This is a genomic window from Sphingomonas sp. GlSt437 (assembly GCF_048015635.2).
GTDB lineage: Bacteria > Pseudomonadota > Alphaproteobacteria > Sphingomonadales > Sphingomonadaceae > Sphingomonas.
In genome coordinates, this window is record NZ_JBPGYA010000002.1 from 128,120 (window position 1) to 142,595 (window position 14,476).

The following is a 14,476-nucleotide window of genomic DNA, read 5'->3' on the forward strand; positions in this document are numbered from 1 at the left end:
AAACGACCGGAAGGAGCGATTGACCGCTCTCAGGCCAGTGATAGTCTCCGCCGCCATGATCCAGCGCCTCCTCAAAACCGCCATCGCCGCTCTCCTTTTTGCCGCAAGCCCGCTCGGTTCGCTCGCGCATGCCGCAGCCCCAGCCGCGGTGGAAGCCGACTTCGTGACTCACGACGTGACCTTCGGATCCAGGGAGCATCTCGATACGGTCCGCATCCATTACCGCACGATCGGCACCCCCCACCGCGACGCGCACGGCGACATCGACAATGCGGTGATGATCCTGCACGGTACCGGCGGATCGGGCGCCAATTTCCTGCAGCCCTATTTCGCCGACGAGCTCTACGGCCCGGGCCAGCCGCTCGATGCCAGCCGCTATTTCATCATCCTGCCCGACAATGTCGGCCATGGCGGATCGACCAAGCCCAGCGACGGCTTGCGCATGGCCTTCCCGCACTATGATTATGGCGACATGGTCGCGCTCCAGCACCGCTTGCTGGTCGATGGGCTGGGCGTGAAGCGGCTGAAGCTGATCCTCGGCACCTCGATGGGCTGTATGCACGCCTTTGTCTGGGGCGAAACCTATCCCGGTTTTGCCGAACATCTCGCGCCCTTCGCCTGCAACGCCGTGGCGCTGGCTGGGCGCAACCGGATGTGGCGCAAAATGGCAATGGATGCGATCCGCACCGATCCCGCCTGGAATGGCGGCAATTACACGAGCGAGCCTGCCGCCGGCATCCGCACCGCCGCCGATCTGCTGATCATCGCCGGGTCCAACCCAATCGCGCTCCAGACGCAGTTCCCGACCGTCGCTGGCGCCGATGCGGCACTCGACCAGGCTTTTGCGCGCGCCAGCAAGTTCGACGCCAACGACGCGCTCTATTATCTCGATGCCTCGCGCACGTACGATCCCTCGGCCGCGCTGGAGAAGATCACGGTGCCGGTGCTCTGGATCAATTCGGGCGACGATTTCATCAATCCGCCCGAGCTAGGCCTTGCCGAGAAAATGGCGAAACGCATGCCACGCGCGCGCTTCGTCCTCATCCCGGCAAGCGCCGACACGCACGGCCATGGCACGCATAGCTGGGCGAAATTCTGGAAAGCCGATCTCGCCCGCCTGCTCGCCGAATAGCCCCTTTGCGCTTGGGCGATCGCGGCGCTAAGGCGGCGCGCTCATGATCCTCGTTATCGACAATTATGACAGCTTCACTTGGAACCTGGTCCACTATCTGATGGAACTGGGCGCTGAGGTGCGCGTGGTCCGCAACGATGCGCTGAGCGCCGCCGATGCGCTGGCGAGCAATGCGCACGGCTTCCTGATTTCGCCCGGCCCCAAGACGCCCGACGACGCCGGCGTCTCGCTCGATCTCGTCGCGGCGTGTGCCGACGCCGGCAAGCCGTTGCTCGGTGTGTGCCTCGGCCATCAGGCGATCGGCCAGCATTTCGGCGGGCGTGTCGTGCGCGGCGGACTGATGCACGGCAAGACATCGCCGGTGCGGCATGACGGCACCGGGCTGTTCGAAGGCCTGCCCTCCCCCTTCACCGCGACGCGCTATCATTCGTTGATCGTCGAGGACGCGCCCGCCGAGCTGATCGTCAACGCCGCCGCCGATGACGGCTCGGTCATGGGCTTCCGCCACGCGACGCTGCCGATCCATGGCGTGCAATTTCACCCCGAAAGCATCGCGACCGAGCACGGCCATGCGATGCTGGCGAATTTCCTACGGCTTACCAGCCTGCCCGTGGCGGAGCGGGTGTGAGCGAACGTCTCTTTCGTCACCCCGGCCTTGAGCCGGGGTCCAGCTTCTTCGAGCGCTGGATAGCAGCGGGACCCCGGGTCAAGCCCGGGGTGACGCGTAGGATTTAGCGGCGGAATGATGCTCCCCGACCCTATCCACCCGCTCTCACGCGAGGCAGCGGCACAGGCGTTCGCCGATATCCTCGACGCACGCGCCAGCGAAGACGCCATCGCCGCGTTCCTGATAGCGCTGACCAAGCGCGGCGAGACCGCCACCGAAATTGCCGAGGCGGCACGGGCATTGCGAGAGCGGATGATCACCGTCGCCGCGCCGCCGGGCGCGATCGACGTGTGCGGCACCGGTGGCGATGGCCACCACACGCTCAACGTCTCGACTGCGGTCGCGTTGGTCGTCGCCGCGTGCGGTGTGCCGGTCGCCAAGCACGGCAATCGCGCCGCCTCGAGCAAGGCCGGCGCGGCCGATACGCTCGAAGCACTGGGCCTTAACCTCGATCGCGCCGGCGCCACCGCAGAGGTCAGCCTGAACGACATCGGCATCGCCTTCCTGTTCGCGGCCAATCACCACCCGGCGATGGCGCGGATCACGCCCATTCGAAAGCGGATCGGCCGGCGCACCATCTTCAATCTGATGGGCCCGCTTGCCAATCCCGCCCGTGCGACACGCCAGCTGATCGGCATTGCCCGTCCCGATTTCGCGCCGACCTATGCCGATGCGCTCGCCCAGCTCGGCACCGAGGCGGCGTTGGTCGTCTCGGGCGACGAAGGGCTCGACGAACTGTCGGGGGCCGGCGCCAGCGTCGCGATCGGTATCGGCGCGATCAGCTTTCCGACGCGGGTCGTGCCCGAGGATGCCGGCTTGCCGCGCCACCCGATCGCCGCGGTCCGGGGCGGCGACGCGGCCTATAACGCCGCCGCGCTGCGCCGCTTGCTGGCTGGCGAGACCGGCCCCTATCGCGACGCCGTATTGCTCAACGCCGCCGCCGCGCTGATGGTAGCGGGCGAAGCCGCAACGCTGGCCGAAGGCGTCGAGGAAGCCGCCGAGGCGATCGACAAGGGCCTTGCCAAGGCGCTGCTCGACTGCTGGATCGCTTTTTGATGGGCACGATTCTCGACCGCATCCTGGAAACCAAGCGCGCCGATGTCGCCGCGCGCAAAGCATGCACCTCGCTCGGCGATCTCGAGGCGCAGATCCGCGCGCAGACGCCGCCGCGCGGGTTCAAGGCCGCGCTTGATCGCCGCGCCGAAACCGGGCCCGCACTGATCGCCGAAATCAAGCGCGCCAGTCCGTCCAAAGGCCTGATCCGCGAGGATTTCGATCCGCCCGCGCACGCGCGCGCCTATCAGGCCGGCGGCGCAACCTGTCTTTCGGTGCTGACCGACGAGCCGTGGTTCCAGGGCTCGGACGACGATCTGATCGCGGCCCGCGCGGCGGTGTCACTCCCCGTGCTGCGCAAGGATTTCATGGTCGATCCCTGGCAAGCGCATGAGGCGCGCGCGATCGGCGCTGATGCGATCCTGCTGATCATGGCCGCGCTCGACGATGCGGCGTTGGCCGAGATCGAGGCGGCTGCGACCGATTGCGGTCTTGATGTGCTCATCGAAGTGCACGATGCGCGCGAAATGGAACGCGCGATGAAGCTCCAATCGCGGCTGATCGGCGTCAACAACCGCGATTTGCGCGATTTCAGCGTCGATTTCGCGCGCACCTTTGAACTCATCGCCAAAGCGCCCAAGGGGTGCACCTTCGTCGCCGAAAGCGGGCTTTCGACGCGCGCCGATCTCGACAGCATGGCAGAGCACGGCGTCCGCTGCTTCCTCGTCGGCGAGGCGCTGATGCGCGCCGACGATATCGAGGCGGCGACGCGGGCGCTGCTCGGGCAATGAGCGAGCTGACCCATCTCGACGCGACCGGCGCGGCGCGGATGGTCGATGTCGGCGGCAAGGCAGAGAGCGCGCGCGAAGCGGTTGCCGAGGGCCGCATCAGCATGTCGGCAGAGGCCGCGCGCGCGATCCGCGACGGCGCCGTCGCCAAGGGCGATGTGCTCGCCACCGCGCGCATCGCCGGCATCATGGCCGCCAAGCGCACCGCCGAGCTGATCCCGCTCTGCCACCCGCTGCCGCTCGACCGGGTGACGATCGAGCTCGCGGTGGACGATGAAGGCGTCACCGTCACCGCGACCTGTGCTTGCACCGCCCGCACCGGCGTCGAGATGGAAGCGATGACCGCCGCCAGCGTTGCGCTGCTCACCATCTACGACATGGCCAAGGCGGTCGATAAAGGCATGACGATCGAGCATGTCCGCCTGCTCCGCAAATCGGGCGGCAAGTCGGGCGACTGGCAACGTTAGGCCCCGACGCCTCCCCCACTGAGACGCCGCTGGTCCGCGTCGCGCGGTGTCATTGCGGCGCACTCTCCGCAACCACTACCGGCGAGCCGCGCAAAATCTCGATGTGCCATTGCCGCGATTGCCAGCGCCGCACCGGTAGCCTGTTCAGCATCGCCGCCTTCTTCGCGCGCGACGACGTCGTCACCGCTGGCGGCAACGCCGTGTTCGAGCGGCCATCGGCGAGCGGTCATCCTGTCGCTTTCCATTTCTGCCCGGCCTGCGGCACCAGCCTGTGGTGGGAAGCGCGCCGACTGCCCGAGCTGATCGGCATCGCCGTCGGCGCTTTTGCCGATCCGGATTTTCCCATGCCCGAGCAAGCCGTCTGGGCCGTGGATCGCCACGAATGGCTGGCTCTGCCGCCCGATATGCCGCTTCACGAGCGCAACCCGGTGCGCAACGGATGAGCGGCGGCCTGATTTCGGTCGCCGAGGCGCAGGCGCGGCTGCTTGCGATGGCGACGCCGGTCTCGAGCGAGTCCGTCCCGCTCCGCCAGGCCGCCGGGCGCCGGGCAGCCGAGGACATCATCGCCAGGCGCACGCAACCCTATACCGACCTCTCCGCGATGGACGGCTATGCGATCCGCTATGCCGATTTGCCGGGGCCGCTTACCCTGATCGGCGAAAGCGCTGCGGGGCATCCCTTCGCCGGCACGATCAACCCCGGCGAGACGGTGCGCATCTTCACCGGCGCGGCACTCCCTGCCGGCGCCGATACGGTGATGGTGCAGGAAGAAGTGCGCGCCGATGGTGCGGCCATCGCGCTCATCGGCGAAGGGCCACCGCGCCAAGGCGCCAATGTCCGCCGCCGCGGGCTGGATTTCAGCGCTGGTGACGCACTCGTCGCGCGCGGCGAGCGGCTGACGCCGGCGCGGATCGCGCTCGCCGGCGCCGCAGGCCATGGCGCGCTCGCCGTCAACCGCCCCATCCGCGTCGCGCTGATCGCGACCGGTGACGAGCTCGTTCCCCCCGGAACCGACGCAGCCGAGGGCGCACTCCCCGAAACCAACGCGGTCATGCTGGCCGCGTTGCTGGCCGATCTGCCGGTCGAAATCAGCGACCTCGGCATCATCCCTGACCGGCTCGACGCGCTGACCAAAGCCTTCGCCAGCGCCCATGCCGATCTGATCGTGACGACCGGCGGCGCCTCGGTCGGCGACCACGATCTGGTGCGCCCGGCGCTGCAGGCAGCGGGCGGCGCGATCGATTTCTGGCGGATCGCGCTCAGGCCGGGCAAGCCGATGCTCGCCGGCACGCTCGGGGACGCGCTGGTGGTGGGGCTTCCGGGCAACCCGGTCTCCGCCTTCGTGACCGCCCAGCTTTTCGTCCGCCCGCTGATCGCGGCGCTGGGCGGCGCGCGCGATCCGCTACCACCGACGATGACCGCGACGCTCGACAAGCCGCTTCCGGCCAATGACAAGCGCCAGGATTATCTGCGGGCGCGCGTCGATCAGGGGCAGGTCAGCGTGGCGAAAGTCCAGGACAGTTCGATGCTGCGCGCGCTCGCCGCTGCCAATTGCCTCGTCATCCGCGCACCGCACGCCCCCGCGGCCGCTGCGGGCGATCAAGTACAGATTTTACCGATCGCTTGACTTCGCGAATCATGTTTCCTAAACGTTCGGCGTCCGTTCTGGGACGGAGGAACACGAATGCTCACGCGCAAGCAGCACGAGTTGATCTGCTTCATCGATGACCGCTTGAAGGAAACCGGCGTCTCGCCCTCGTTCGAGGAAATGAAGGAGGCGCTTGACCTCAAATCCAAGTCGGGCGTGCATCGGCTGATCAGCGCGCTGGAGGAACGGCAATTCATCCGCCGCCTGCCCAACCGCGCCCGCGCGCTCGAAGTGCTGCGCATGCCCGAAAGCGGTCGCGGCGGCGCTGCAGTCAAGGCGGCGAGCCCGTCGGTACCCGCCAATGTCCGCGCCATGCCGCAGCCCGCCAACGACGTGATCGAAATCCCGCTGCATGGGCGGATCGCGGCGGGCTTGCCGATCGAGGCGTTCGAAAGCCATGCGAGCCTGGCGGTGCCGGCCGCCTTGCTCGGGTCGGGCGAGCATTATGCGCTGGAAGTATCGGGCGACTCGATGGTCGATGCCGGCATTCTCGATGGCGATTATGCGCTCATCCGCCGCACCGAAGTCGCGCGAGATGGCGAGATCGTCGTGGCGCTGATCGACGAGATGGAAGCGACGCTCAAATATTTCCGCCGCGAAGGCGCGATGGTGCGGCTCGATCCGGCTAATCGCGCGTACGATCCGCAGCGATACGAGCCGGGTCAGGTCCGCATCCAGGGCAAGCTCTCGGGCCTGCTTCGCCGCTACGATTGATCGGAATGACCGGCGGCGCGCGCCAGGGGTGCGCGTCGCCGGGATGATTGACGGTGGCGATGCGGCCATCGGCCAAGGTGATCGAAATGCCGCCGGTTTGGGCGAGCACGGGCCGATCGAGCTTCAGCCAGCGCGGCGTGCAACCGCGCGGCAAGCGGCGATCGCTGATGACGATATCGGCGGCAGCACAGGCCGGGATGAACGCGGCCCAGGGCACGGGATAGGAACTGCGCGTCGCCAGCACGCGCCACGTCCGGCCGCCGCGCTTGATATCGGCGATACACAAATCCTGGCTGCACCGCGCTTCCGGCTGGTCTGACAGGAAATCGGGATCGTCGATCGTGCCGCCAATCTCGGCGAGCATCGCCTGGGTGTAATCACCCGCACGATCGCGCAGCATCGCGATACCACCATGCGCATCCCGGATAGCGACGTGGCGTCCATCGCCCGTCACCAGCACATCCGGCGCCGGCGTCAGCAACGCCCAGGCCGCGCCGACCAGCGCCGGTGCCAGCCCAAGCAACCGCCAGCGCGTGCGCCACAGCCCAAGCCATAGCAACCCCGCCATCATCAGCGCGAACGCGCCCCACGGCATCGATGGCAGCGCCGCAACCGCGCCCGGCAGGCCAGCAACATAATGCGCGATCCACAGCAGCAGATCGATCGCCTTGCCCGTCGCCCACCAGAAAGGCGCGCCCAGCCCCACCGCATCGGCCAGCAACGCCAGTGCCTCGGCCGGCATGATGACAAAGGTGGTCAGCGGAATGGCGACGATATTGGCGACCGATCCGTACAGCCCGGCGCGATGAAAATGATAGACGCTGATCGGCGCAAGCACCGCTTCGACGACGAGACCGGTCAAGAGCAGCGACGCGACCTCGCGCCCCTGCCGGCGCCACCACGCCTCCTCGCGCTTCATCAGCCAGCCCCGCACATGCGGCTCGTCGTGCAGCGCAACGATCGCGGCGACGGCAGCAAAGGAGAGCTGGAAGCTCGGCCCCGCCGCCGCTTCGGGCACGGTCAGCAGCACCGCGACCGCGCCGGCGGCAACCAGCCGCAGCGTCATCGCCTCGCGCCCCAGCATCAAGGCGGCGAGCACAAGCAGCGCGGCGACGCACGACCGCACCGTCGGCACCTCGGCGCCGGTCAACAGCGTGTAGCCGATCGCGGCGACCGCCCCTGCCCCCGCCGCCACCATCGGCAACCGCACCCGCAACGCCAACCACGGGAACAGCGCGAGCAGGCGGATCACCAGCACCATCGTCGCGCCGACCGTCGCGGTCAGGTGGAGGCCGCTCACCGACAACAGATGCGCGAGGCCCGCGCGCCGCATCGCATCGGCGTCAGCCAGCGGGATCGCGCCCTGATCGCCCGTTGCCAGCGCGGCGGCAATGCTGCCCGCCGGCCCCGGCGCGCTCGCCTGGATATGCGCCGACAGCGCCTCGCGCACGCCGTTCAGCCAATCCCAGGCGGACGAGGTCGTGCCGCGCTTGACCAGCTCGACCGGACCGAACCCCCGCCCCGTCGCGCCAACGCCATCGAACCACGCGACCTGCGCATAATCATAAGCGCCAGGCAACGCCGGCGGGGGCGGCGGCAGCAGCCGGGCGCCGAGCCGGATCACCGCGCCATCGGCCAGCCCTGCCGGCACATCCGCCATCTGCAGGTTCACGCGCAGATGCGGCGGCAGCGTCGAGACTCTGGCGGGCTTACCCTCCCCGTCCGCCAGCAACCGCACCGGCGCCAACCGCAGCCGCACCAGCCCGCGCGGCGGCAGCGGCTCGATCCGCTCGACCCGCGCCTCCAGCCGCACGATCGTCGGCCCGGCCAACACCGGACCACGCACCCATTCCGCTCGCGCCCAGAGCATCGCCAGCCCCAGCGCCGTCGCCAGTGCCGCCATGCCCAGCGCGCGCGGCGCCCGTCCCCCGCCCGGCAAGGCCAGCCCGATCAGGCCAATCCCGCCCAAGCCAGCCAGCGCCAGCGACCAGTCGCGCGGATCAGGCAGCAGCAGCCACAGCGCCACGCCCGCGCATTGCGCGACCGGCAACCACAGCACGAGTTGATCGCGCTCCGCCTCCAACCAGCTTTCCAAGGCACGATATTCCCCGCCCAGCCATCGGCGCCCGATTTGAAGCGGCGCGAGCCCCATGCTAGGGGCTTCCGTGGCTGAACTGGCCATCTGGTTTAACCCCCCACGGTTTCGCCAAGATATCAACTTATTGGGAGCAAGCGCGGTTGAGCGCAACCATAGATCCCGCCGCACCCGCCGGCGCCGCCATCGTCACGCGTTTCGCGCCCTCGCCGACGGGCTATCTCCATATCGGCGGGGCGCGCACCGCGCTGTTCAACTGGCTGTTCGCCCGCCACCATGGCGGCAAGTTTCTGCTGCGCATCGAGGATACCGATCGCGCGCGCTCGACCCAATCGGCGATCGACGCGATCCTTGATGGCATGCGCTGGCTCGGCCTCGATTGGGATGGGCCTGAAGTCTATCAATTCAGCCGCGCCGCGCGCCATGCCGAGGTCGCCGAGCAGCTGCTCGCCGCCGGCCACGCGTATAAATGCTTCGCCACGCCTGAGGAATTGGCCGAGCTGCGCGCCGCGCAACAGGCCGCGAAACAGCCGATTCGCTATGATGGCCGTTGGCGCGACCGCGACCCGGCGGAGGGCGGCAATGCGCCCTTCGTGATCCGGCTCAAGGCGCCCCGCGAAGGCGCGGTGACGATCGACGATCAGGTCCAGGGACCCGTGACGGTCAACAATGCCGAGATCGACGATTTCGTGCTGCTCCGCTCGGACGGTACGCCGACCTATATGCTCGCGGTGGTCGTCGATGATCACGATATGGGCGTCACCCATGTCATTCGCGGCGATGATCACCTCAACAACGCGTTCCGCCAATTGCCGATCATCCGGGCGATGGATGTCATCGAGGGCGGTTGGCCCGACCCTGTCTATGCCCACATCCCGCTGATCCACGGCGCGGATGGGGCCAAGATGTCAAAGCGGCACGGGGCCACGGGCGTCGACGCATACCGTGGCGAGCTCGGCATCCTTCCCGAAGCTCTTGGCAATTATCTCCTCCGCCTCGGCTGGGGCCATGGCGACAACGAGATCATCAGCCGCGAGCAGGCGATCGCCTGGTTTGATCTCGCCGGTGTCGGCAAATCACCAAGCCGGTTCGATCTGAAGAAGCTCGAGAACCTCAACGGTCATTATATCCGTGAGGCTGATGATGCGCGGCTTGCCGATCTGGTCTCTCATCGTCTCGACCCCGCGCCCGATGCCGATCAGCGCGCGCTCATCGCCCGCGCCATGCCGGTGCTCAAGCCGCGCGCGGCCAATCTCATCGATCTGGCCGATGGCACCCGCTTTCTCTTCGACGTGCGCCCCCTCACCATCGAGCCCGACGCCGCCGCGCTTCTCGCTGGTGATGCACCCAAGTTACTCACGGCTGCACATGCCGCGCTTGACGCCACCAATGGCTGGGATACGGAAGCGCTGGAAGCAGCGATAAGGCAGGTTGCGGAACAGGCAGGCGTCAAGCTGGGGGCGGTGGCACAGCCGCTCCGCGCGGCGCTGACCGGTCGGCGGACATCGCCTGGCATTTTCGATGTGCTCGCCTTGTTAGGGCGAGAGGAAAGCCTGGCTCGCATCGCCGATCAGATGGCCGTGACCGAAACGAATTGAAGGAAGGAACGCACGCGATGACCGACACCGCCAAGCTCAGCATCGACGGCAGCGATTTCGATTATGAGGTCATTTCCGGGTCGGTCGGCCCCGAAGTCGTCGATATCCGCAAGCTCTACGCGCAGACCGGCGTGTTCACTTTCGATCCCGGCTTCACCTCGACCGCGAGCTGCGAATCGGCGCTGACCTATATCGATGGGGATGAAGGTGTGTTGCTCCATCGCGGCTACCCGATCGGTCAGCTCGCCGAGCATTCGAGCTTCATGGAAGTCTGCTATCTGTTGCTGAACGGTGAACTGCCGAGCCAGCAGGGCCTCGCCGATTTCAGCCACACCATCACCCGCCACACCATGCTGCACGAGCAGCTGATGACCTTTTATCGCGGCTTCCGTCGCGATGCGCACCCGATGGCGGTGATGTGCGGTGTGGTCGGTGCGCTCAGCGCCTTTTATCACGACTCGACCGACATCACCGATCCGCACCAGCGCATGATCGCGAGCCATCGCCTGATCGCCAAGATGCCGACGATCGCGGCGGCGGCGTATAAATATTCGGTCGGCCAGCCCTTCATGTATCCCAAGAACTCGCTGAGCTACACCGGCAATTTCCTGCGCATGACCTTCGGCGTGCCGGCCGAGGATTATGAAGTGAACCCGGTGGTCGAGCGCGCCCTCGATCGCATCTTCATCCTGCATGCCGATCACGAGCAGAATGCCTCGACCTCGACCGTGCGGCTGGCCGGCTCGTCGGGCGCCAATCCGTTTGCGTGCATCGCGGCGGGCATTGCCTGCTTATGGGGCCCGGCGCATGGCGGCGCCAACGAAGCCGCGCTCAACATGCTGCGCGAGATCGGCACGCCCGACCGCATTCCGCATTATATCGAGCGCGCCAAGGACAAGAACGATCCGTTCCGCCTGATGGGCTTTGGCCACCGCGTTTATAAAAACTATGATCCGCGCGCGACGGTGATGCAGCAGACGGTGCGCGAAGTGTTCAAATCGCTCAATGTCACCGATCCGGTGTTCGAAACCGCGCTGCGGCTCGAGGAAATCGCGCTCAACGATCCCTATTTCATCGAGAAGAAGCTGTTCCCCAACGTCGATTTCTATTCGGGCATCATCCTGTCGGCGATCGGCTTCCCGACGACGATGTTCACCGCGCTGTTCGCGCTTGCCCGCACTGTCGGCTGGGTGGCGCAGTGGAACGAGATGATCTCGGACCCCGCGCAGAAAATCGGTCGCCCGCGCCAGCTCTACACCGGGCCGGTGCAGCGCGACTATGTCCCGCTGAGCCACCGCTGATGGCCCGCGCCGTCACCGCCATTATTGGCGTCCTCGCGCTGCTCATGGGCCTGCTCTGGGTCGGCCAGGGGTTGGGCCATATCCATTGGCCGGCGAGCAGCTTCATGCTCGACCAGCGACCCTGGGCCGTGCGCGGCGCGGTCCTCGCTGCGGTGGGACTGGCCGCGATCTGGTGGTCGCGGCGGCGTTAAGGCGCGCCGCGACCGGTTAAATTCTCAAGCCGGCTTGGCGCCTTTGGTCGTGCAGCTGACAAACTTGCCGTTGAGGCGGCATCGCGTTGTCTTCACGGGCTTGGGCGGCGGGCATTTGATGAACTTGCCTTTGGCGTCCTTGCACGGCGCCGCGAGCGCCGCAGGGGCGCCCACTGATAGCGCCAGCATCGTGGCGGCGAGAATTGCCTTACGCATCACTGCTCTCCCAGACCGTTTTCGGTGCGAGCAGCCTAGCCCCGCGGGCGGGCGCGTCAATCGCCGTCAGTGTGGCGGTAGGGCAGCGTGAAGACGAAGCGCGCGCCCATGCCCGGCGCGCTGTCGACGGTGACGTCGCCGCCCATCGCGCGCGCCAGGCGGCGGGCGATGTAGAGGCCAAGGCCGCTGCCGCCCGCTTCCTGCGCATCGACGCGCTCGAATTTCTCGAAAATCCGCTCCTGATCCTCGATCGCGATGCCGCGCCCCTGATCGGCAACGATCACCGCCGCGCGATCGCCATCGCGTTCGGTGCGCAGCCACACCATGCCGCCTTCGGGCGAATAGCGCACGGCATTGCCCACCAGATTGACCAGCACTTGCAGCGCGCGGCGGAATTCGCCGGTGGCGGGCAAGGCGTCGATCTCGGTCGGCTTGTCGATGCGGACATTGGCGGCCGTCGCCCGCACCGCGAGCAGTCCCGCCGCGCGCCGCGCGACATCGGCCATGTCGATCGGTTCCGGGGTGGTCGCAAAATCGGGCCGCTCGATCGCGTTCAAGTCGACGAGATCGTCGATCAGCCCGAGCAGATGGCGCCCGGCGGTCGCGATGTCGCTCGCATAATCGGCATAATCCTGGCGGAGCGGGCCTTCCGATTGCGCGCTGATGCTGTCGGCATTGGCGATGATCCGGCCGAGCGGCGCGCGCAGCGCCTTGTCGAGCCGGCCGGCAAAGGCATCGGGCAGCGCGGTCGCCGAGCCCTCGGCGCTTTCGGGCAGCAACTTGTCGCGCGGCTGGCGCGCTTCTGCCATCATGGTCGCGCCGAAAAAGCCGGTAAAGCCGCCCGACGCATCGAAGCGCGGTGTCGCGCTCAGCCGCACATCCTGGCTGCCGATGCGCAGCCGCGCCGGCTGATTGTCGAACCGCTCATGCGTCGCGAGCGCGTTGAGGATCGGGAAGTCGCCGGCATCATCCTCGCCTAGCGCGAACAGCTTGGTCAGCGGCTGGCCGATCAGCGCGGTCGAATCGAAGCCATGGCGCGCCCCGGCGCCGACCGAGATGTAGCTCAATTTGAGCGCGGAATCGGTTTCCCACACCCAGTGCGCGGCGGTGCGGACGAAATCCATCGCCCGGTCTTGCTCGCTTGCCGCCGGTGCCCAGGCAGCGCGCGCGCGCCAGCCGGTGATGTGGAGCGTAACGCCGCCCTCCTCGCCCTCGGGGATCGCGCGGACCCAGAGTTCGACGTCCTGATCGCCATCCGCCGCGATCACCGAGCGCGACACGAGAATGCCGAGCCGCTTCGCCAGCCGCGCCAGCGTCGCGAGCTGCGGCACCGCGATCGGTGCACCAATCGCACCGCCCGCGCGCCGGTTGAGGTCGTTCAAGCGCGCATCGGCTTCGACCAGCCGGCCCTGCGCGTCGACGCGCCCCGTGGCGGGCGGAAAGCGCGGATCGATGACGTTCATGCCGCTTTTCCTCGCACCAGCGCACGCGCGGCGGCGCGGAAATCGGGGTGGCGCTTGAGCGGCACCATTGCCAGCCGCGCGTCCGCCGGATCGATCGCACCGATCGTATCGAGATGATCGGCAAAGCCGTCGAGGTCGCGACGCGGATCGGCTTCGCACAGCACCAGCCCGATCCGGGCGATGGCGTCGCGCGGCAAGCCGAGCGCGCGCGCGGCGATCCACAAGCGATCGGCAACGGGATCGATCACCATCTCGCGCGCCAGATCATAATCGATGCCGAGCGCATGCGCGATCACCGCGATGAACAGCGGCAAGCGCCGGTCGCGCAAGGTTTCCGTCGCAAGATCGGCGAGTTCAGCCGGCGTCGCGTCGATCGCGGCGGCAAGCTGGACCGCAGCGGCCTCGACACGGTCGCTCTCGTCATGCGCGGCGAGGCTGCGCAGCGCGGCATCGGTCAGCACGCGATCGAGCACCGCCTGCGTCGTCGGGGTCAGACCCGACGACAAGGCAGCGATCGCTGCGACGACCGCCCAGACCAGGCGATGGTGCAGCTCGGCCGGCAGATCGGTGCGCACCGGCGCATTGCCTTCAACCGGCGCGCGCCGACGGCCCTCAGCGGCGAGATACGCATTGGCAGCATTGGCGACGATGCCATCGGGCGCGGTCGCCAGCCGAACGATCAGGCTCGCGCCTTCATCGCCCGAGGGGGCTTGTGCGGGCAGCGCCTCGCCGATCATGTCCTGCATCGTCCGCGCGAGCAGTTCGGCAACCAGCTCGGGATCGCCGAGCACGCCCGATCGCAGCAGCAGCGCCTCGACATCGCCCGAGGGATGCGCCAGCCGATCGGCCAGTGCCGCTTCCCCCTGCACGGTCAGCACGCGCACCGCATGCGCGCGAATTTCGCCGTCGAGCGCCGCGATCATGGCCGACAGCGCATTGGCGACTTCGGCGCGGGTGCGGTCGTCGATCCAGAGATCGGCGGGCTCGGCAAGCTGCGAAACCGCCGCTGCCATCCGCGCGGACGCGCGCGCCTCCGCCGCCGCGGCGCGCGCGAGCAGCTGGCCGACACCCTGATGGGCGCCCTCGACAATGTCGTCCGCGTCGATCGACATGGCACCCGGGATACGAAAAGGCGGTTAACTT

15 protein-coding genes are annotated in these 14,476 nt (G+C 67.7%); 11 read left to right on the top strand and 4 right to left on the bottom strand.

Annotation, left to right across the window (positions count from 1 at the left end):
• Window positions 1-55 precede the first annotated feature (55 nt).
• The 8 genes from ACLB0R_RS10100 (at window position 56) to lexA (ending at window position 6,469) form a co-directional block, all read left to right on the top strand.
• Window positions 56-1,132, top strand: coding sequence for an alpha/beta fold hydrolase (locus tag ACLB0R_RS10100; RefSeq protein WP_416643810.1), 1,077 nt, complete (start codon window positions 56-58; stop codon window positions 1,130-1,132).
• A 43-nt stretch (window positions 1,133-1,175) separates the two neighbouring features.
• Window positions 1,176-1,760, top strand: a complete 585-nt coding sequence (locus tag ACLB0R_RS10105; RefSeq protein WP_416643809.1) for an anthranilate synthase component II — start codon at window positions 1,176-1,178, stop codon at window positions 1,758-1,760.
• A gap of 114 nt (window positions 1,761-1,874) precedes the next feature.
• Window positions 1,875-2,855: an anthranilate phosphoribosyltransferase gene (trpD, locus tag ACLB0R_RS10110; protein ID WP_416643808.1), complete on the top strand. Its 981-nt coding sequence runs from the start codon at window positions 1,875-1,877 to the stop codon at window positions 2,853-2,855.
• The gene (trpC, locus tag ACLB0R_RS10115) at window positions 2,855-3,643 is read left to right on the top strand and encodes an indole-3-glycerol phosphate synthase TrpC (protein ID WP_416643807.1); all 789 of its coding nucleotides are present in this window, start codon (window positions 2,855-2,857) and stop codon (window positions 3,641-3,643) included. Before trpD ends, trpC begins: the two co-directional genes overlap by 1 nt.
• The gene (gene moaC / locus ACLB0R_RS10120) at window positions 3,640-4,107 is read left to right on the top strand and encodes a cyclic pyranopterin monophosphate synthase MoaC (protein ID WP_416643806.1); all 468 of its coding nucleotides are present in this window, start codon (window positions 3,640-3,642) and stop codon (window positions 4,105-4,107) included. Before trpC ends, moaC begins: the two co-directional genes overlap by 4 nt.
• Window positions 4,108-4,136: 29 nt before the next feature.
• Window positions 4,137-4,550, top strand: coding sequence for a GFA family protein (locus ACLB0R_RS10125; RefSeq protein WP_434953861.1), 414 nt, complete (start codon window positions 4,137-4,139; stop codon window positions 4,548-4,550).
• Complete coding sequence (locus ACLB0R_RS10130; protein ID WP_416643804.1) at window positions 4,547-5,734, top strand: molybdopterin molybdotransferase MoeA; 1,188 nt, start codon at window positions 4,547-4,549, stop codon at window positions 5,732-5,734. Before ACLB0R_RS10125 ends, ACLB0R_RS10130 begins: the two co-directional genes overlap by 4 nt.
• 57 nt (window positions 5,735-5,791) lie before the next feature.
• Window positions 5,792-6,469, top strand: a complete 678-nt coding sequence (gene lexA / locus ACLB0R_RS10135) for a transcriptional repressor LexA (RefSeq protein ID WP_416643803.1) — start codon at window positions 5,792-5,794, stop codon at window positions 6,467-6,469.
• Here the strand turns inward: lexA and ACLB0R_RS10140 are convergent.
• Entirely contained in the window at window positions 6,381-8,621 is a 2,241-nt protein-coding gene (locus ACLB0R_RS10140) for a ComEC/Rec2 family competence protein (protein ID WP_416643802.1), read from the bottom strand. The genes lexA and ACLB0R_RS10140 overlap by 89 nt on opposite strands.
• Window positions 8,622-8,707: 86 nt before the next feature.
• Between ACLB0R_RS10140 and gltX the strand changes: the two genes are divergently transcribed.
• The 3 genes from gltX to ACLB0R_RS10155 are packed head-to-tail and all read left to right on the top strand — an operon-like array spanning window position 8,708 to window position 11,654.
• Window positions 8,708-10,162 carry a glutamate--tRNA ligase gene (gene gltX / locus ACLB0R_RS10145; RefSeq protein ID WP_416643801.1) on the top strand — a complete coding sequence of 485 codons (1,455 nt, stop codon included), beginning with the start codon at window positions 8,708-8,710 and terminating at the stop codon, window positions 10,160-10,162.
• Between the two features lie 17 nt (window positions 10,163-10,179).
• Complete coding sequence (locus ACLB0R_RS10150; RefSeq protein ID WP_416643800.1) at window positions 10,180-11,463, top strand: citrate synthase; 1,284 nt, start codon at window positions 10,180-10,182, stop codon at window positions 11,461-11,463.
• A complete protein-coding gene (locus ACLB0R_RS10155) occupies window positions 11,463-11,654 on the top strand; it encodes a hypothetical protein (protein ID WP_416643799.1) in 192 nt (63 codons plus the stop codon). Before ACLB0R_RS10150 ends, ACLB0R_RS10155 begins: the two co-directional genes overlap by 1 nt.
• 24 nt (window positions 11,655-11,678) lie before the next feature.
• Here the strand turns inward: ACLB0R_RS10155 and ACLB0R_RS10160 are convergent, their stop codons facing one another.
• From ACLB0R_RS10160 to ACLB0R_RS10170, 3 genes are read right to left on the bottom strand one after another with little or no spacing between them, the layout of a single operon-like run.
• On the bottom strand, window positions 11,679-11,870 hold the full coding sequence (locus tag ACLB0R_RS10160; protein ID WP_416643798.1) for a hypothetical protein: 192 nt from the start codon (window positions 11,868-11,870) through the stop codon (window positions 11,679-11,681).
• A gap of 56 nt (window positions 11,871-11,926) precedes the next feature.
• Window positions 11,927-13,333, bottom strand: a complete 1,407-nt coding sequence (locus ACLB0R_RS10165) for a PAS domain-containing sensor histidine kinase (protein ID WP_416643797.1) — start codon at window positions 13,331-13,333, stop codon at window positions 11,927-11,929.
• Window positions 13,330-14,445: a DUF2336 domain-containing protein gene (locus ACLB0R_RS10170; protein ID WP_416643796.1), complete on the bottom strand. Its 1,116-nt coding sequence runs from the start codon at window positions 14,443-14,445 to the stop codon at window positions 13,330-13,332. Before ACLB0R_RS10170 ends, ACLB0R_RS10165 begins: the two co-directional genes overlap by 4 nt.
• Between the last annotated feature and the right edge of the window lie 31 nt (window positions 14,446-14,476).